Source organism: Amycolatopsis sp. lyj-109 (genome assembly GCF_046548995.1).
Taxonomy (GTDB): Bacteria; Actinomycetota; Actinomycetes; order Mycobacteriales; family Pseudonocardiaceae; genus Amycolatopsis.
On sequence record NZ_JAJPWR010000006.1, the window covers coordinates 114,944 to 132,153 of the forward strand.

General features: G+C 69.7%; 17 protein-coding genes. 2 read left to right on the top strand and 15 right to left on the bottom strand.

The genetic code is table 11. The annotated features are described in order from the left end of the window. Position 1 precedes the first annotated feature (1 nt). Together ACLJQF_RS15035 and ACLJQF_RS15040 are read right to left on the bottom strand one after the other, a co-directional pair. Positions 2 to 934, bottom strand: a complete 933-nt coding sequence (locus tag ACLJQF_RS15035; protein ID WP_410609181.1) for a carbohydrate ABC transporter permease — start codon at positions 932 to 934, stop codon at positions 2 to 4. Next, positions 934 to 2,214: an extracellular solute-binding protein gene (locus ACLJQF_RS15040; RefSeq protein WP_410609182.1), complete on the bottom strand. Its 1,281-nt coding sequence runs from the start codon at positions 2,212 to 2,214 to the stop codon at positions 934 to 936. Before ACLJQF_RS15040 ends, ACLJQF_RS15035 begins: the two co-directional genes overlap by 1 nt. Positions 2,215 to 2,374: 160 nt before the next feature. Between ACLJQF_RS15040 and ACLJQF_RS15045 the strand changes: the two genes are divergently transcribed. Further along, positions 2,375 to 3,418 (top strand): LacI family DNA-binding transcriptional regulator, encoded by a 1,044-nt coding sequence (locus ACLJQF_RS15045; RefSeq protein WP_410609183.1) that lies wholly within the window; start codon positions 2,375 to 2,377, stop codon positions 3,416 to 3,418. A 110-nt stretch (positions 3,419 to 3,528) separates the two neighbouring features. Here ACLJQF_RS15045 and ACLJQF_RS15050 read toward each other — a convergent pair whose 3' ends face one another. The 3 genes from ACLJQF_RS15050 to ACLJQF_RS15060 all read right to left on the bottom strand — a co-directional run bounded on the left by ACLJQF_RS15050 (position 3,529) and on the right by ACLJQF_RS15060 (position 7,038). After that, positions 3,529 to 4,635 carry an FAD-dependent monooxygenase gene (locus tag ACLJQF_RS15050; RefSeq protein ID WP_410609184.1) on the bottom strand — a complete coding sequence of 369 codons (1,107 nt, stop codon included), beginning with the start codon at positions 4,633 to 4,635 and terminating at the stop codon, positions 3,529 to 3,531. A gap of 67 nt (positions 4,636 to 4,702) precedes the next feature. Then, a complete protein-coding gene (locus ACLJQF_RS15055) occupies positions 4,703 to 5,680 on the bottom strand; it encodes a ferritin-like domain-containing protein (RefSeq protein ID WP_410609185.1) in 978 nt (325 codons plus the stop codon). A 116-nt stretch (positions 5,681 to 5,796) separates the two neighbouring features. Then, positions 5,797 to 7,038, bottom strand: a complete 1,242-nt coding sequence (locus ACLJQF_RS15060; protein WP_410609186.1) for an aminotransferase class I/II-fold pyridoxal phosphate-dependent enzyme — start codon at positions 7,036 to 7,038, stop codon at positions 5,797 to 5,799. A 63-nt stretch (positions 7,039 to 7,101) separates the two neighbouring features. On the opposite strand from ACLJQF_RS15060, the gene ACLJQF_RS15065 reads away from it, so the two are divergent. Next, complete coding sequence (locus ACLJQF_RS15065) at positions 7,102 to 7,581, top strand: hypothetical protein (RefSeq protein ID WP_410609187.1); 480 nt, start codon at positions 7,102 to 7,104, stop codon at positions 7,579 to 7,581. On the opposite strand, the gene ACLJQF_RS15070 is transcribed toward ACLJQF_RS15065, so the two are convergent. The 10 genes from ACLJQF_RS15070 to ACLJQF_RS15115 are packed head-to-tail and all read right to left on the bottom strand — an operon-like array spanning position 7,578 to position 17,150. Continuing rightward, positions 7,578 to 8,060, bottom strand: a complete 483-nt coding sequence (locus ACLJQF_RS15070) for a hypothetical protein (protein ID WP_410609188.1) — start codon at positions 8,058 to 8,060, stop codon at positions 7,578 to 7,580. The two genes, ACLJQF_RS15065 and ACLJQF_RS15070, sit on opposite strands and share 4 nt — an antisense overlap. Then, positions 8,057 to 8,545, bottom strand: a complete 489-nt coding sequence (locus tag ACLJQF_RS15075) for a hypothetical protein (protein WP_410609189.1) — start codon at positions 8,543 to 8,545, stop codon at positions 8,057 to 8,059. The genes ACLJQF_RS15070 and ACLJQF_RS15075 overlap by 4 nt, the downstream gene beginning before the upstream one ends. Then, positions 8,542 to 9,774: an MCE family protein gene (locus ACLJQF_RS15080; RefSeq protein ID WP_410609190.1), complete on the bottom strand. Its 1,233-nt coding sequence runs from the start codon at positions 9,772 to 9,774 to the stop codon at positions 8,542 to 8,544. Before ACLJQF_RS15080 ends, ACLJQF_RS15075 begins: the two co-directional genes overlap by 4 nt. Then, complete coding sequence (locus tag ACLJQF_RS15085) at positions 9,771 to 10,934, bottom strand: MCE family protein (protein ID WP_410609191.1); 1,164 nt, start codon at positions 10,932 to 10,934, stop codon at positions 9,771 to 9,773. Before ACLJQF_RS15085 ends, ACLJQF_RS15080 begins: the two co-directional genes overlap by 4 nt. After that, positions 10,931 to 12,124: an MCE family protein gene (locus ACLJQF_RS15090; protein WP_410609192.1), complete on the bottom strand. Its 1,194-nt coding sequence runs from the start codon at positions 12,122 to 12,124 to the stop codon at positions 10,931 to 10,933. Before ACLJQF_RS15090 ends, ACLJQF_RS15085 begins: the two co-directional genes overlap by 4 nt. After that, a complete protein-coding gene (locus ACLJQF_RS15095) occupies positions 12,121 to 13,152 on the bottom strand; it encodes an MCE family protein (protein WP_410609193.1) in 1,032 nt (343 codons plus the stop codon). The genes ACLJQF_RS15090 and ACLJQF_RS15095 overlap by 4 nt, the downstream gene beginning before the upstream one ends. After that, positions 13,149 to 14,198, bottom strand: a complete 1,050-nt coding sequence (locus ACLJQF_RS15100; protein ID WP_410609194.1) for an MCE family protein — start codon at positions 14,196 to 14,198, stop codon at positions 13,149 to 13,151. The genes ACLJQF_RS15095 and ACLJQF_RS15100 overlap by 4 nt, the downstream gene beginning before the upstream one ends. Continuing rightward, entirely contained in the window at positions 14,195 to 15,517 is a 1,323-nt protein-coding gene (locus ACLJQF_RS15105; RefSeq protein WP_410609195.1) for an MCE family protein, read from the bottom strand. Before ACLJQF_RS15105 ends, ACLJQF_RS15100 begins: the two co-directional genes overlap by 4 nt. Then, positions 15,514 to 16,362, bottom strand: a complete 849-nt coding sequence (locus ACLJQF_RS15110; RefSeq protein WP_014466821.1) for an MlaE family ABC transporter permease — start codon at positions 16,360 to 16,362, stop codon at positions 15,514 to 15,516. The genes ACLJQF_RS15105 and ACLJQF_RS15110 overlap by 4 nt, the downstream gene beginning before the upstream one ends. Next, positions 16,362 to 17,150 carry an MlaE family ABC transporter permease gene (locus ACLJQF_RS15115; protein WP_086838139.1) on the bottom strand — a complete coding sequence of 263 codons (789 nt, stop codon included), beginning with the start codon at positions 17,148 to 17,150 and terminating at the stop codon, positions 16,362 to 16,364. Before ACLJQF_RS15115 ends, ACLJQF_RS15110 begins: the two co-directional genes overlap by 1 nt. Positions 17,151 to 17,210: the final 60 nt, after the last annotated feature.

Consider the following 17,210-nt stretch of genomic DNA (forward strand, 5'->3'; position numbering starts at 1 on the left):
CTCAGTCCGTTTGGATGCGCCGGGTCACCAGGAACGACAGGCCCGCGACGATGATCGTGGCCACAGCCAGGATCAGCGCGATCGCCGAGCTGTAGCCGAAGTCGTACTTGGTGAAGCCCTGTTCGTAGAGGTAGAGCGCGGCGGTCTGGAACTGCCGGTCCGACCCGCCGGTGGCGGCCGCGGCGCCGGGGTTGAACAGCAGCGGCTCGGCGAGCAGCCGCATGTTCCCGGTGGTCGCGATCACCGTGGAGAAAATGATCTGCGGCCGCAGCAGCGGCACGGTGATCCGCCAGAACTGCTGCCACCCCTTGGCGCCGTCGAGGGTGGCGGCCTCGTACATGCTCGACGGGATCGCCTGCATCGACGCCAGGAAGATCAGGGCGTGGTAGCCGGTCCAGCGCCACACCACCATCGACGCGATGGCGGTGTGCGAGCTGGCCGTGCCCGCCTGCCAGTCGACCTGCCCGGCGCCGAACCAGCTCAGCACCCAGTTGATCAGGCCGAAGTCCCGGCCGAACAGCTGCGCGAAGATGATCGTCACCGCCGCCACCGAGGTGATGTTGGGCAGGATCATCCCCATCCGGAACATCGTCCGCCCGCGCAGCCGCCGGTTGAGCAGGTGCGCGATGCCGAGCGCGAACAGGATCTGCGGGATCGTGGTGAGCAGCCACAGGCTGACCGTGTTCCCCATCGCGTTCCAGAAGTACGGGTCGTGGAACAGCAGCTGCTCGTAGTTGCCGAACCCGATGAACTGCGCACCTTCGGCGTCGATGAGGTTCCGCTTCTGCAGCGACACGAACGCCGTGTACAGCAGCGGGAACAGCCCGAAGACGCCGAAGATCAGGAAGTACGGGCTGATGAAACCGAACGGCGACAGCTTGACGTCCCACTTCTGCCGCCGCTCGGCGAAGGTCAGCGTTTTGACCGCAGCCATCACTTGATCTTCGCGACGTCACCGACCAGCTGGTCCCACGCCGCCGCGCCGTCCTGCTTACCCTGCTCGACGCGCTGCATCGCGTTGCCGAACTCGGTCTGCACGTCGCCGGCCTTCGGGCCCTGGTACTGCGGGTTCAGCTTCTTCGCCGCGTCGGTGAAGACCTTGCCCACCGGGGCGCCCGAGAAGAACGGGTTCGTGTAACCGGTGATCTTCGGGTCGTCGTAGAGCGACGGCGCCGACGGCAGGAGGCCCTTGCTGGTGAACACCTTCGCCTGCTGCTCGGGCGCGGTCAGCCACGCGGCGAGCTCGGCGGCTTCCTTGGTGTGCTTGCCCTGCTTCGGCACGGTCAGGTACGAGCCGCCCCAGTTGCCGCCGCCACCCGGCACGGCCGCGACGTCCCACTTGCCCGCGGTGTCCGGCGCCTGGTCCTTGATCTTGGTCATCATCCACGCCGGGCAGGTGACGGTCGCGAACTGCCCCTGGGTGAAGCCGGTGTTCCACTGCGGCGTGCTGTAGAGCAGGCCGGCGCTCAGGTTCGCCTTGACCGCGTCGACCACGAGGTCCCAGCCCTGGCGCAGCGCCGGGTTGCTGCCCACGACGATCTGGTCGTTCTGGTCGTAGTACCCGACCGGGGCCTGGCCGACGATCGCGTTGAGCACGGTCGGGCCGCCGTCCATGAACTTGACGCCGTTCGGCGCCTTGGCCTGGAAGCGCTTGCCCGTCTCGAAGAACGCCTTCCAGGTGGGCCAGAGCGCGGAGACGGCGTCGCGGTCCGCGGGCAGCTGGGCCTGCTCGAACAGGTCGCGGCGGTAGCAGATGGCCAGGCCGCCGACGTCGGTGCCGTAACCGATCTGCTGCCCGCCCTTGCCCAGCGACGCGGCCCACTTCCAGCTCAGCCAGCGGTCCTTGAGCTTGTCGCCGCCGACGGTGTCGAGGTCGACGAACTTGTCCGGCGTCGCCTTGAACTGGGCGATGTACCCGGTGTCGACGGCTTCGATGTCGGCGGCGCCGGCGCCGGTGGCCAGGTGCGCGGCGATGTTCTTGTGGTGGTCGGAGTAGGCGGCGGTCCGCTCGGTGATCTCGATGTCCGGGTGCGCCGCCTGGTACTCCTTGATCAGGTCGGTGTAGCCGAAGTTGCCGAACAGGCCGAGGCTCAGCTTGACCTTGCCACCGGCGGCACCGCTGTCGCCGCAGGCGCTCAGCGCGGTGAGCGCGACCAGGGTGGCACTCACCCCCGCGATCAGGCGGATCCGGCGGTTTCTCGTTTTCGGGCGCATGAGATCTCCGTTGTTCTGCGGGCCGGTCGGAAAACGCGGGTCCCATGAGAGCGCTCCCAGCAGACTTCCGTCAAGTAACGAAATGATAACCCGCCCTGGCGTTTACGCAGTCTGAGCCTGTGTGCTACAGATGTAACCGGTTACAAGAACGGAGTCAGCCATGGTCACCGCTCGCGAGGTAGCGCAGCTCTGCGGGGTTTCCGTCGCCACCGTGTCGCGGGTGTTCAACCGCCCCGCCACGGTCAGCGCGACGACACGCGAACGCGTCGAACGCGTGGCGCGGGACCTCGATTTCTCGCCGAACGAGTCGGCGCGCGCGCTGTCGCGGCAGCAGTCGGCGATGGTCGGGCTGGTCTGGGACACCGACCACCGGCGGCCCGGCTGGCGGCACCCGTTCCTGCAGGACCTGTTGCTGGGCCTCAAATCCGCATTGAGCTCGCACGGCTACCACCTGCTGATGCTCGCGACGAGCGACGCCGCCCGCGACCGCCACCCCGGCGTGTCGCTGGCCGACCCGATCGGTTACGTGAGCATGACCCGCCGGCACCACTTGGCCGGGCTGGTGCTCATCGACAGCGGGACGGACGCCGACGCGTTCACCGCGTTCGCCCAGTCCGGGCTGCCGTGCGTCGCGCTGGACGTCGCCCTCTCCGGACCGCGGGCCACCCACGTGACGTCGGACAACGCCGGCGGCGCGGCGGAGGCCGTCCGGCACCTGGCCGCCCTCGGCCACCGCCGGATCGCGACGATCACCGGGCCCCGCGGCAACGCGCCCGCCGCCGCCCGCACCGAGGGCTACCGACGTGGGCTGGCCGAAGCCGGGCTGCCGGTGGTGGAGGACCTCGTGATCGGCGGCGACTTCTACCGCGAAAGCGGGTTCGTCGGCATGCGGCGGCTCCTGGCCCGCAAGGAGCCGCCGACGGCGGTGTTCGCGGCCAGCGACGAGATGGCGGTCGGCGCGCTGCTGGCGGCCCGCGCGGCCGGGCTGCGGGTGCCGGCGGACCTGGCGGTGGTGGGGTTCGACGACATCGAGGTGGCGTCCCTGGTGGACCCGGCCCTGACGACGGTGGCCCAGGACAAACCGGGCTTCGGCACGGCGGCGGCGGGTGCGCTCCTGGCGATGCTCGAGAACGCAACGGCCCCGGAACCGGTGCTGCTACCGACGAAACTGGTGGTCCGCGACTCCTGCGGCTCCCGGTCGTGAGTCCCCCTGCGCCCCAAGGCGGCCTTGGTTGCGTCTGACGCACCGAAGGCCGCCTTGGGTGCGTCAGACGCACCGAAGGCCACATTGGGGCGCTTGGGGCCGGGCAGAGGCTAGGCGGTGATCTTCGCTTCCCAGTCGAGGTGGTGCGCGTACAGCCAGCCGCGCTCCTCGCCGACGTCCCCGCCCGCGCTCGCCTTCACCAGCTTCTCGACTCGCTCGCGGCGAAGGCCTTCGTACGCCGCGAAGGCCGACGCCGGGTCCGGCAGGTCGCGCAGGCACTGCGCCAGCACGACACTGTCCTCCAGCGCCATCGACGCGCCCTGCCCCGCAGCCGGGGACGCGGCGTGGGCGGCGTCCCCGGTGAGGACCATCTCGGGCGTCGACCAGAGCCGGGTCTCCGGGACGTCGTAGGAGTGCCCGCCGAACACCTCGTCCCCGGTCGCGGCGACGATGTCCGCGCAGGGCAGCGGATCGCCGTCGAACGCCGCGTGCGCGAACTCGCGCCAGCCCGCCGGGGTGACCGCAGCGATCTCCTCGCGGGACCGCTCGGCGTCCGGGATGCGGGCGAACCAGAAGGTCGCGCCGCCGGGGTCGGTGGTGAACCCGAAGGCCGCCCGGCTGCCGCGGATCATCCGGTAGATCCCGGGCGCGGCGGGCAGCCCGCCCGCTCGCGTGTAGCCGTACACGACGGTCAGCCCGGTGTAGCGGGGATCGCCGGCGGCCGGGTCGATCAGGTGCCGGACGACCGAACGCAGGCCGTCCGCGCCGACGAGGACGTCGCCGGTCGCGGTGGTGCCGTCGGCGAACACCGCCGTGATCCCGTCGGCACTCGAAGCGGCGCCCACCAACCGTTTGCCGCGCGCCAGCGGCACACCGCGGCGCGCCGCTTCGTCCTGCAGGACGCGGTAGAGCGTCGCGCGGGTGAGCGTGCGCGGCCCGTCGAGGCCTTCGGTGTCGAACTCGCGCCGCCCGACGGTCTCCCCCGTCGGGGCGACGAGCTCGACCCCGTAAGCGGCGAACGAACTGTCGATCACCGGCCGGTCGGCGCCGATCGCGCGCAGGGCGTCCATGCCGTTGTGCATGATCGTGAGGAACGCGCCGATGTCGTCCCCACCTGCGGGATGGGCCTCGTACACGATCGCCTCGTGCCCGGCGAGCTTCAGCGCCATCGCCGTGACCGTGCCCGAGATCCCGCCGCCCGCGATCAGTACCCGCACTTCGCGCCCCCCAGTCGACTCCGCGTGCCGCCGCCGGTGACGTTACCGTGGCGGCGGCACGCGGCGCCTACTTCTCCTTCGCACCGCTGGTGGCGATTTCGCCGTTGAGGCCGCGCGGGTAGAAGCCGCCCGAGTTCACCTTGTCCGGGTTCAGGTAGGCGATGTTGAGCACGCGGTCGGCCGAGCGGCCGAACGCGATGCCGTTGGCGTCCGTCGGCACGAGGTTCGCCTTGCCGTCCTTGAGGACGCCTTCGTCGTCGTCGGCCTTGCCGTCGAGGCTGTCGCGGGCGTCGGAGATCTTGTTCGTGACGTCGCCGAGGCCGCGTTCGAACAGCTGGCCGCGCACGATGCCCGCGTGGTAGGCCTCGACCGCGAGGATGCCCGCCGCCGCGTCGAGGAACGTCTTGTTGTTCACCAGCGGCGCCGCGCCCTTGTAGGCCGACACGCCGACGTCCTCGAACAGGAACGCGGCCAGCAGGAAGTTGTTCTCGCTCGCGAACGGGTCGAACGTTTGGCCCTGCTTGATCACGCCCGCGGCCTGCATGGCCGCGGTGAAGCTGTTCTGGAAGTCGATCTCCGGCTGCGCGACGGCGGCCTTGTCGAGCGCCTTGCGCAGGAAGGCCACGTGCGCGACCTCGTCGCCGGCGATCTCCTGGACGATCTGCTTGGTGTGCTCGCTCTTGAACTTCACCGCGTGCCCACCGGAGACCTTGCCGAGGTTGCCGACGCCGTTGACGTACTTCTCGTTCAGCCCGTAGCCGTACACGGCGAACGAGTACAGGTTCGCCTCGAGGTACTCGAGGTTCAGCGCGAAGTTCAGCACGGCGGCATCGCTCGCCGCCTCCTTCGCCTTGTCACCTCCCTGCGCTCCGTACTGCGATGTGGCACCTGCCGAGCCGAGGCCCAGCGACAGCGCCGTGCCGAGCGCGCCGGCACCCGCGACGCCGAGCCCCGCCGCTCCCGCAGCCTTGAGGAAGCGGCGGCGGTCGGTCGCGTTCTCCGCGCTGCGCTCGATCAGCTGCTCTGTGTAGCGTTTTCCGAACACCGGGGGACGTCCTCTCGTGACGAGTTCGTCCACCTCACCCACCGGTCATACGTACCCGGACGGCCCCCGGCTCGGTCAAAAGGGAAAAAATTTTGATCGACTTCGGTTTGCCCAGGTCAGCCGCGTTGCGCAACCGCAAGCCGGACGCACACCGCGAGCGCGCGGACAGCCTCTTCGACCTCGGCGAGCTTCGGGAAGGTCGGCGCGATCCGGATGACGGCATCGGCCGGGTCGTTTCCGTGCGGGTGGGTCGCCCCGGCGGGGGTCAGCGCGACACCGGCCTCCTTCGCCAGCCGCACGACCTCCTTCGCGGTGCCCTGCGGGACGGTCAGCGTGATGAAGTACCCGCCGGTCGGCTTGGTCCAGGACGCCAGGTCGGCCAGCTCCTCGGTGAGGATGCGGTCGACGGCCGCGAACTTCGGGCCGATGACGTCGGCGTGCTTGCGCATGTGGGCGCGGACGCCGTCTTCGTCCTTCAGGAAGTGGGCGTGGCGCAGCTGGTTGACCTTGTCCGGGCCGATCGTGCGCTTGCCGATGTTGCCGCTCCACCAGGCGAGGTTGGCCTCGGAGGCGCCGAAGAAGCCGACGCCGGCGCCGGCGAGGGTGATCTTCGAGGTGGAGCCGAAGACGAAGACGCGGTCGGCGTGACCGGCCTCGGTGGCCAGGGCGAGGACGTCGGCCAGCTCCGGCTCGTCGTCGGTCAGGTGGTGCACGGCGTAGGCGTTGTCCCAGAAGATCCGGAAGTCCGGCGCCGCGGTGCGCATGGTGGCGAGCCGCTTCACCACGTCGTCACTGAACGTGACCCCGGTGGGGTTGCTGTACTTCGGCACGCACCAGATGCCCTTGACGGCCGGGTCCTCGGCGACCAGCGTCTCGACGACGTCCATGTCCGGACCCTCGTCGGTCATCGCGACCGGCACGAGCTCGATGCCGAAGCGCTCGGTGAGCGCGAAGTGGCGGTCGTAGCCCGGGACCGGGGCGAGGAACTTCACCTGCGGCTCGTCGGCCCAGCGGCGCTCGGCGCCGGGCAGCTTGCTCAGCAGCGCCTGGACGACGGCGTCGTGCATCAGCTCGAGGCTCGAGTTGCCGGCGGCGAGCAGCTGCCCGGCGGGCACCTGCAGCGCGGGGGCGAAGATGCGGCGCAGCTCCGGCAGGCCGTTGAGGCCGCCGTAGTTGCGGACGTCGGTGCCGTCCTCGGCCTTGAAGGTGCCGTCGCCCGGGAGGCCGAGCAGCGCGTTCGAAAGATCGAGCTGCTCGGGGGACGGCTTGCCGCGGGTGATGTCCAGGGAGAGGCCTCGGCCGACCAGGGCCGCGTAGTCGCTGCGGGCCGTGTCGACGTCGACGGAAGCAGTGGTCATGCCGTCAACGCTAAACCCGGTGTCGATACCATTCCGGGCCGGGTCCTGGCTAGGGTGGTTCGTGTGCATCTCGTCGTCCACGCCGACCAGCGCCAGTTCTCGGTGCGGGACTCCCGCTCCCGGTTGACGGGCAGCGGCTGGACTTCGGTCGCGGTGGACTGTCACCGGATCGGGGTGGAGCCGGGCGGTCTCGCGATCGCGACGGCCCGCTCGGACGTGGTCGAGTCTTCGGTGAACCTGGTGCCCTCGCCGCCTGCGGTGGATCCGTCCGCCGAGCACGTGGTGGAAGCGGACCTTCCGGTTCCGAGCGGCCGGTTGGTGATTTCCGGGCCTTCGGACTATCCGTCGCAGGAGCGGTTCTTTTCGGTGCTTCCCGGGTTGTACCGGGCGCGGGTTTCGTACGTGCCCGCCGGTCCGCCCGCGGTGACGTGGAACGAGCACGAGTTCGGGGAGCACTACCGGTACGTGGTGGAGCTGTGGCCGGTGTCCGGACCGTCCGATGTGGAGGTCGTCCGCCAGGGCGCGGCGGTGTGGGACGGCTAAAGCGCCGTCAGGGTCGCCAGCTTCCAGCGACCGTCCACCCGCTTCGCCGTCACCGCCAGCTGCGCCACCGACGACGTCGGCGCTCCCCCGCCCTGGGCCACGGTCTGCTGGTCCAGGAACAGGAGCAGATCCGCGGAATCCCCCCGCAACGACCGGACCCCGATCGCCCGGACCGTCGTCGTCCGAGTCAGCTTTTCCGCCGACACCCGCGTCCGAGCCGAGGCGAACTGGGCCTGGTACTGCCGGACCGCGTCCCCCGTCAGGACGTCCGCAGCCGCGCGCTCGGTCCGGGCAAGGTTCGCGTAGTCGTACGAGAACACCGCCTTGACCGCGTCACTCACCGACGACGACACGTCAGCGGTCGCCGGGCCATCGACCAACGCGAGATTGTCGCCCGGGGACAGCGAGGCGGCTTCGATGCCGAACCACGCCGTGCAACCCAGGGCCAGCGCCACCACCAAGACCAGCACCCGGGTCATGAGCCCGCCGCCTGAACCCCGGCGATCTTCCAGCCGTCCGCGGAGCGGGACACGTCCACCGTCAGACGGTTGAGACGCGGCGAAACAGCGCCACCGCCCGTCGACACGCGGACGTCCAGCACCGCCAGGAGGCGCGCCGCCCCACCAGCGGGGTCGATCTCCGTCACCGCCGCCTGGACCAGGGATGCCGTCGACACCGTACGTGCGGCAGAAGCCCGGTCGATCTGCAGCTGGCGGTCGCCCGCCAAGTCCTTTCCGTACTGGCCCGTCGTCGCCGCGATCCAGCGGTCCACGTCCGCCGCCGCTGTGCGGTAGTCGATCGTGTTCAACGTGACCAATGCCGGGCCGGCCGCCGCCAGGACCGCGTCACGCTCACGGCCGCGGGCGAACGAATCGTCCGCTGCCGCCCGCCACCAGGACCAGCCCGCGAACGCGGCCGCCAGCACGGAAAGCACCGCCAAAGCCACCAGGAAACGCAGCTTCACGGCGCGCCCAGCAACCGGCCGAGCCCACCCGAAGACGGCCCCGTGAGCAAGCTCAGCATCCCTGGCAGCTGCACCGGCGAAGACGAGGCAGCCTGCTGCTGAGGCGCCGCGGGAATCGCGGGCGGCTTCCCCGCGTAAGGCGCGTTCTGCGCCCCGCGCACCCCGGTCGGGCTGCCCGGCGGCTCGGCGCAATACGCGTTCACGTTCACCGGGGCTTCCGTGAGATCGTTCGCCGGACGCTGCTTCGTCCCCTCGTACCCCTTCGTGCACGAAGCCGGGTCGAAGAAGTTGAACACCACGCCCAGGTGACCCGTGCCGTCCGGGGACGTCGATGGCGAGAACGCCGAGATGATCGGGTACGCGACCAGCAGCTCCTCGATCGAGTCCTTCCGGGACGTCGTGATCTGCGCCGTGGTCAGCAAGTTGGCGAACAGCACGCCCAGGTCCGTTCCGGACGCGGCCAGCACGTCGCTGATCTGCCGGCTCAGCCGCGGCGCCTGCGCGATCACCCGCCGCAGGTCCGGGTCGGACTTCTTGAGCTGACCCGCGATCGTCTTCAAACCAGCAGCGAAGTCGGTGATGTTCGCCGCCTGCCGCTCCTGGGTGCCCAGCACGATGCGCGAGTTCGCCAGCAGCCCCTGCGTCTGCGGCACGTACTGCGCGGCCACCGCCGTCAGCGACCCCGTGCTGTCCAGCAGCTGCTGGAGTTCCGGCCCCGCGCCCGCGAACGCGTTGTACGTCTCGTCGACGACCGTCCGCAGGGACTCCGGGTGCACGCTCGCGACGAGGTCGTCGAGGTGGGTGAGCACGGTGTCCGGTGACGGCGGCAGCGACGTCCGGTCCGCGGTGATCACCGAGCCCTCCGCCAGGAACGGGCCGCCGTTGTGCTGGGGGAGCAGATCCACGAACTGCTCCCCCACCGCCGACCGGTTCGCCACCTGCGCGTGCGCGTCGGCCGGGATGTCCGGGGCGCCCGCGTCGATGTCGAGGGCGACGTCGACGCCGTGCTCGGTGAGCGTCATCGACGTCACCCGGCCGACCGTGACCCCGCGGTAGGCGACCTCGGAATTGACGAAGATGCCACCCGAATCGGTCAGCTGCGCGGTCACGACGTAACCGCGGTTGCCGAAGAGCCGGTCCAGCCCCGCGTACCGGCCGCCGGCGTAGACCACCGACACCACCGCGATGACGACGAACGCGAACAGCTGAATCCGGATCTTGCGGGTCACCGGCCACCCCCGATCAGGCCGAGCAGCCCGCCCAGCAGGTTCGGGCCGGCGGCCGGCGGTACCGACCCCAGGTCGGGCAGCGGCAACGGGGGCGCGACCGCGGAAGGCTGCCCGCCGATCCCCTGCGGCAGCGCGATCGGCGGCTGCGAGGAGTTCGTGAAGTTCTGGATCAGCACGTCCAGGTCGAGGTTCACGTTCGCCTCGACGTTCGCATAGTCGCCCTTGATCACGTTGCCCGCGTAGTCCGGGAACGGGTAGGTCAGCAGGATCTGCAACGCGTTCGGCAGGTTCTGGCCGGCCTCACCAAGCTTCGTCAAGGTCGGCTGCAGCGCCTTGAGGTTGGCGACGAGCTGGTCGCGGCTCTTCGTCACGGTGTCCACCGCGACCCCGGACAAGGTGTTGAGCGCGTTCAGCATGCCGACGAGCTGGTCACGCTGATCCGTGACGACCTTCAGGCCCGGCGCCAGGTTGTCGAGCGCGTTCGTCAGGTTCTGCGTCTGGCCGGTCAAAGTGCCAGACAGCTTCGCCAGACCGTCGATCGCCCGCAGGATCTCGGTCTTGTGCCCGTCGAGCTGGGTGGCCAGTTCGTCCACTCGGGACAGCAGCGCGCGGATCTCGGGCTCGTTGCCGGACAGCGCGTCGTTGAGCTCGTGGCTGATCTTCTGGATCTGCTCGACGCCGCCGCCGTTGAGCAGCAGGGAAAGCGCGCCGAGCACCTCCTCGACCTCGGGGTTGCGGTTGGTCCGCCCGAGCGGGATCTGCGCCCCGTCGCCGAGGCGACCGGCGGCCGGCTCGGCCGTGGGCACGCTCAGCTCCACGAACTTCTCGCCCAGGAGCGAAGACTGCTTCAGCTCGGCGCGCGCGTTGGCGGGCAGCGCGATGTCGCCGTTGACGGTCATCGCCACCAGCGCCGAGCGCGTGTCCGGGGTCAGCGTGATCTTGTCGACGCGCCCCACCGCGACGTCGTTGACCTTGACGCTGGACTGCGGCACCAGGTCGAGCACGTCGGTGAACAGCGCGGTGACGTGGTAGGCGTGGTCGCCGACGTCGGCGCCACCCGGCAGCGGCGTGCCGTAGAGGCCGTTGAACCCGCCGTCGCTGCAGCCGGCCAGCACGAGCACCCCGGCCAGCGCGCCGGCGATCCGCGTGCGCCCCTTCACTTCTTGCCCCCGGAAAGCTGTTCCATCACGTCGATGAGCGGCAATGGCAACGGCGGGAGCGTCCCGTTCTGCAGGGAGTTGAGCACCTGCGGGATCGTCGGCAGCTTCAAAGCCCCATCGAGGATCGGGGCCAGCTGCTTGCAGATACTGCCTAGGGTGTCGGGGATTTCCTTCGGCGTGCCCGCGCTGATGAGCCGGCACACGGTGAGGATCGGCGGGTTGGTCAGCTCGTTCAGGTTGTCGCGGACGGCGATGGTGCCGGACGCCGCGTCGTAGGAGTTGATGAAGTTCGTGGCGCCGGTCGGCGCGATGTCGAGCACCTCGGCGAGCGAAGCCCGCTGGTCGACCAGGACCTTCGACAGCGACGCCAGCTTGTCCACATTGGATTCCAGCGCTGTCTTGTTGTCGTTGACGAACTGCTGGACGTCGCCGAGCGCGCCGCCGAGCGACTGCAACGCGGCGCCCACCTCGGACGAGTCCGCGGCAAGGAACCGGCTGACGTCGGCGACGCGGCCGTAGAACTCGTTGAGCTGCTGGTCACTCTGGGCCAAGGCGCCGGTGAAGGAATTGAGGTTCTGCACGGTCGAGAACAGGTCGTCCTTCGAACCGTCGAGGGTCTTGGCCAGCTCGGCCAGTTGCCCGACCGTCGAGTTCAGCGAAGTACCGTTGCCCTTCAGCGTGTTCGCGGCGGTGTCGAGCACGCCGGACAGCGCACCGTCCTTGTTGGCGCCGTTCGGGCCCAGCGCCGTCGACAGCTTGTCCAGGCTCGAATACAGATCGTCCAGCTCCACCGGCGTGGCCGTGCGGTCCTTCGCCAACACCGTGCCCGAGGCGAGGACCGGTCCGCTGTCGTAGGCCGGGGTCAGCTGGACGTACCGGTCGCTGACCAGGCTCGGCGCGACGACGACCGCACCGACGTCGGCCGGCAGCGAGACGTCGTCGACCCGCATGTCCACGCGGACCGCGTCGCCCTGCGGCGTGACGTCGGTGACCTCGCCGACCGGCACGCCGAGCACCCGCACCGACGAACCGGCGTACAGCCCGACGGTCTTACCGAAGTACGCGGACAGCTTGGTCCCGTTCGACGACCGGAACACCAGGTACAGCCCCGCGGTGACGATCAGCGCGAGGACGCAGGCGAACGCCAGCCAGGTCACCAGGCTGCGGCCGCGGGCGGTGCGGATGGTCATCGGCGGCCCACCCCCTGGTTCGGCGCCGCGATCGGCGGCGTGCAGCCCTCGGGGTTGATGTGCAGCCCGCCCGCGGTGATCGTCGGCGGCAGCAGCCCGCACAGGTAGCCCTCGAACCAGCGGCCGTTGCCGGTGGCGTTCGCGCCGACGCGGGCGAACGGCGCCATCAGCTGCAGGCTCTGGTCGAGGTTGCCCTGGTTGCGCTGCAGGATGTCGGTCACCTTCCCGAGCTTCTCCAGCGTCGGCTTGAGCTGGTCGCGGTTGTCCTGGACCACCCCGGTCAGCTGTTGCGAAAGCTGCTGGGTGCCGGTGAGCAGGGCGTGGATCGCCTGTTTGCGGTTCTGCAGCTCGGTGAGCAGCAGGTTGCCGTCGCTGATCACGCGCTGCAGCTGGGCGTTGCGGTCGGCCAGCGTCTTCGACACCTGGCTCGTGTTGGCCAGCAGCGCGTGCAGGTCGGCGTCGCGGGAGGACACCGTTTTCGCGAGCGACGACAGCCCGTTCAACGTGTCCTTCAGGTACTGCGGGCTGTCCTTGAGGCTGTCCGAGAGGGCGTTGAAGCTGTCCGCGAGCTGTTTCGTGTCGATGTCGCCGACCGTGGTCGACAGCTGCTCGAAGGCGTCCTGCAACTGGAACGGCGTGCGCGTGCGGGCCTGCGGGATCGTGTCGTTCGGCTCCTGTGCGCCGCTGCCCTTCGGGTCGAGGGCAAGATACTTCTCGCCCAGCAGCGTCTTGATCTCGATCGACGCCGTGGTGGCGTCGCCGACCCGGACGTCCTTGACGCGGAACTTGACCAGCACCTGCTTGCCCGCCAGCTTCACCGACGACACCGTGCCGACCTTGACCCCGGCGACCTCGACCTCGTTGTCCGGCGCCAGCCCGGCGGACTCGCCGAAGTAGGCCGAGTACGTCGTGCCGTTGCCGAAGAACGGCAGCTGGTCGGAGAAGTACGTCGTGGCCGTGACGAGCACGATCAGCACGAGCGCGACCGCGCCGACGCCCGCCTGGTTGCGATCCTTCAGCGGCTTCACGGCCCACACCTCTCCGCGCGCTGGGTGCCCGGGATCGGGATGATCGGCAGCGTGATGTCGAGCGAGGAAATGCCGATGGTGCCGGTGATCCCGCACAGGTAGTAGTTGAACCAGCTGCCGTAGCTCAGCGTCCGGGTGAACTTCTGCAGGTTGCCCGGCAGCACCTCGAGGAGGTGGTTGAGCAGCTGGCCGGAGTCGCCGAGGTTCTGCGACAGGACGCCGAGCTGGGCCACGTCGTCCTTGAGCGCCGGGCGGGCGTCGGCCAGGAGCCCGGTGGTCGACACGGCGAGGTCGCCGAGCGCGCTGACCGCGTCGCCGATCGGCCTGCGCTGCTCGGCCAGCCCGCTGACCAGCTTCTGCGTCTGCTCGATGAGGTCGCCGAGCTGGGCGCCGCGGGAGTTGACCGTGCCGAGCACGGTGTTGAGGTTGGCGATGACCTGGCCGATCACGTGGTCCTTGCCGGCGATCGCCGTCGTCAGCGACGCGGTGTGTTGCAGCAGGCTGGTGATCGTGCCGCCCTCACCCTGGAAGACGCTGATGATCTCGGCCGAGAGCTGGTTGACGTCCTGGGGGCTCAGCGCCCTGAACAGCGGCTTGAACCCGTTGAACAGCACGGTGAGGTTCAGCGCGGGCTTCGTGCGCTCCGGCGGGATCGTGCCGCCGTCGGGCAGCGTCTTGTCGCCGGGGACGTCCGTGCCGAGCGCGAGGTAGCGCTGGCCGACGAGGTTGCGGTACTTGATCGTCGCGGTCACCGTTTCCGGCAGCCGGTAGGCGTGCTCGACGTCGAACCGCACCTGCGCCAGGTTCCGGTCGCCCGCCTTGGCTGCACTGACCACCTCGATCGTGTCGACCTGGCCGACCTTGACCCCGGCGATGCGGACGTCGTCGCCTTCCTTGAGCCCGGACGCGTCGGTGAACTTCGCCAGGTAACCCGACGTCTCGCCGAAGTTGGTGTTCGCGATGGTGGCCGCCAGGATCCCGGTGAACAGCACGGTGACGACGGCGAACACCGCGAGTTTGATCAGGGACGGGACAAAACTCCTCACTTCAGCTCCACCTCCGCCCCGCGGTAGAGCGGCCCGACGAGCAGGCCCGCCCAGCCGGGCACGTTCCCGGGCGAGGTGCCGAGCGCGGGCGAGGCCAGCAGGTCGATCAGGTCGTTCTCGTACGCCGACCCGACGATCGTGCCGTCGCCGCCGACGGCCCCGCCCCCGGCGGGCAGCGTCTCGGGCGGGTACTTGGGCGGCGGGGGCTTGCTGGAGCCGTCCTTGATCGCGCCGTCCGGCGGGTACTGCGGCCACACCCCGGGGTGCGGGACGCTCGGGTAGCAGCGCGGCCCGCGTTTGTCCTCGTACTTCGGCTCGTCGACGCCGGGGAGGTACTTGCCGCGGCTGGCGGCGAACTCGATGGTGACCCGGCTGACCTCGGGGTGGGCCGTGCCCTTGCCGAACGCCAGCTCCGCCCGCGGCACCGACTCGGCGAGCTGCCGCATGAGGCACGGGTACTCGGGCGCGTACTTGGCCAGGACGTCCAGCGTCGGCTGGATCGCCGTGGTGAGCCGGATCAGGTTGTCCTTGTTGACCTGAAGGAAGCTCGTGAGGTCCACCGAAGCCGCGGTAACCGTGACGAAGAGGTCGGACAGCTGCGCGCGCTGGTCGACGATCGTCCGGCTCGTCGTCGTCAGGTCGGACAGCGCCTGCAGGATGTCCGGCGCCGCCTTGTCGTAGGTGTCCGCGACGTTCGCCAGGCCGGTGATGTCGGCCTTGACGTCCGGCAGCGACGGGTTCAGCTTGCCGAGGTAGTCCGACAGCCCGGCGAGGGTCTCGCCGAGCTGCTTGCCGCGGCCGTCGAGCGCGGTCGCCACCGCGGTGAGGGTGCTCGACAGCTTTTCGGGCTGGACCGCCTGCAGCAGCGGCATCACGTCGTCGAGGACCTTCTGCAGCTCGATCGCGGCGCTGCTGCGGTCCTGCGGGATGACGTCACCGGCCTGGATCGGCCGTTCCTTCTTGTCCGGCAGCTGGAGGGCCACATAACGCTCGCCGAAGAGCGTCTTCGGGAGCAGCCGCGCCGACACGTTCGCCGGGATGACGGGCGTCTTCTCCGGGTCGAGGGCCAGCTCCAGCTCGGCGTGGTCGCCCTTCGCCAGCACCGACCGGACTTCGCCGACGAGCATGCCGCGGACCTTGACGTCGCCACCGGTGCGCAGCTGGCTGCCGACGCGGTCGGTCTCGAGCTTCACGAGCGTCACCGGCGTGAACGCCTTGTGGTACACGGCCAGCGTGAGCGCGATGAACAAGGCGGCCACGAGCAGGAAGACGAGCCCCAGCACCTGGTACCGGAGCCGCTGCCAGAGCTCGCGCCTCATCCCGAGATCCTCACCGTGGTGTTCGCGCCCCAGATCGCCAGGGACAGAAAGAAGTCCAGCACCGAGATCAGCACGATGGACGTCCGCACCGCGCGGCCCACGGCGACGCCGACACCGGCCGGGCCACCACTGGCGTTGAAGCCGTAATAGCAATGGGACAGGATCACGAGCACGCTGAAGACGATCACCTTGCCGAACGACCACAGGACGTCGCCCGGGGGCAAGAACAGCGTGAAGTAGTGGTCGTAGGTGCCCGCGGACTGGCCGTAGAGCCAGATGGTGATCTGCCGGGAGGCGAGGTAGCTCGACAGCAGGCCGACCGCGTACAGCGGGATCACCGCGGCGACGCCGGCGAGCACCCGGGTCGTCACCAGGTACGGCATGCTCGGCACGCCCATGACTTCCAGCGCGTCGATCTCCTCGGAAATCCGCATCGCACCGAGCTGGGCGGTGAAGCCGCAGCCGACGGTGGCGGACAGCGCGAGCCCGGCCGAAAGGGGCGCGACTTCGCGGGTGTTGAAGTAGGCGGAGATGAACCCGGTGAGCGCGGCCGTGCCGAGCTGGTTGAGCGCGGAATAGCCCTGCAGGCCGACGATCAGGCCGGTGAACAGCGTCATCCCGATCATCACGCCGAGCGTGCCGCCGATGACCGCGAGGCCACCGGTGCCGAAGCAGACCTCGGTGAGCAGCCGCAGGGTTTCCCGGCTGTAGCGGCGGATCGTGCGCGGGGACCAGGCGAGCGCTTTCGCCGCGAACGCCAGCTGCTTGCCGAGTCCTTCCAGGCTCTGGCCCGGGCGCGCGATGTACTCGAGCGTCCGGTCGGCGTCCAGGGGTTCGGCGGTCATCACATCGCCTTGGGCGGGACGATCCGCAGGTAGATCGCGGTGAGCACGACGTTGATCAGGAACAGCAGCAGGAACGTGATCACGACGGCCTGGTTGACCGCGTCGCCGACGCCCTTCGGGCCGCCCGCCGGGTTCAGGCCGCGGAAGGCGGCGACGACCCCGGCGACGAAGCCGTACAGCAGCGCCTTGATCTCGCTGACCCAGAGGTCCGGCACCTGCGCGAGGGCGTTGAAGCTGGCCAGGTACGCGCCGGGCGTGCCGCCCTGCAGGACGACGTTGAAGAAGTAGCCGCCGAGCACGCCGACCACGCTGACCAAGCCGTTCAGCAGCACCGAAACGACCATCGCGGCGAGCACCCGCGGCACGATCAGCCGCTGGATCGGGTTGACGCCGAGGACTTCCATGGCGTCGATCTCTTCGCGGATCTTGCGCGCGCCGATGTCCGCGCAGACCGCGCTGCCGCCGGCGCCGGCGACGAGCAGCGCGGTGATCAGCGGGCTGGCCTGCTGCACGATGGCCAGGGCGCTGGCCGCGCCGGTGAACGACTGGGCGCCGATCTGCGCGGTCAGCGAACCGAGCTGCAGTGCGATGACCGCGCCGAACGGAATGGCCACCAAAGCCGTCGGGAGGATCGTGACGCTGGCGAAGAACCAGCACTGCTGGATCCACTCGCGGGTCTGGAAGGGGCGCTTGAAGATCGCGCGCAGGACTTCCCAGGACAGCGTCGCCAGGCGGCCGACCTGGGTCAGGGCCGCGGTTCCCGGGAGCGTGCCAGTGCCTCCGCTCACCACACCTCCCAGTAGATCGCCGTTGACCTCCGAGTCTTCTCCACACCCGGTTACCGCATT

Coding starts and splice junctions, on each gene's coding strand:
- ACLJQF_RS15060 (WP_410609186.1), bottom strand. CDS start 7,038: ATGACCACTGCTTCCGTCGACGTCGACACGGCCCGCAGCGACTACGCG.
- ACLJQF_RS15105 (WP_410609195.1), bottom strand. CDS start 15,517: ATGAGGCGCGAGCTCTGGCAGCGGCTCCGGTACCAGGTGCTGGGGCTC.
- ACLJQF_RS15045 (WP_410609183.1), top strand. CDS start 2,375: ATGGTCACCGCTCGCGAGGTAGCGCAGCTCTGCGGGGTTTCCGTCGCC.
- ACLJQF_RS15090 (WP_410609192.1), bottom strand. CDS start 12,124: ATGACCATCCGCACCGCCCGCGGCCGCAGCCTGGTGACCTGGCTGGCG.
- ACLJQF_RS15035 (WP_410609181.1), bottom strand. CDS start 934: ATGGCTGCGGTCAAAACGCTGACCTTCGCCGAGCGGCGGCAGAAGTGG.
- ACLJQF_RS15110 (WP_014466821.1), bottom strand. CDS start 16,362: ATGACCGCCGAACCCCTGGACGCCGACCGGACGCTCGAGTACATCGCG.
- ACLJQF_RS15040 (WP_410609182.1), bottom strand. CDS start 2,214: ATGCGCCCGAAAACGAGAAACCGCCGGATCCGCCTGATCGCGGGGGTG.
- ACLJQF_RS15070 (WP_410609188.1), bottom strand. CDS start 8,060: ATGACCCGGGTGCTGGTCTTGGTGGTGGCGCTGGCCCTGGGTTGCACG.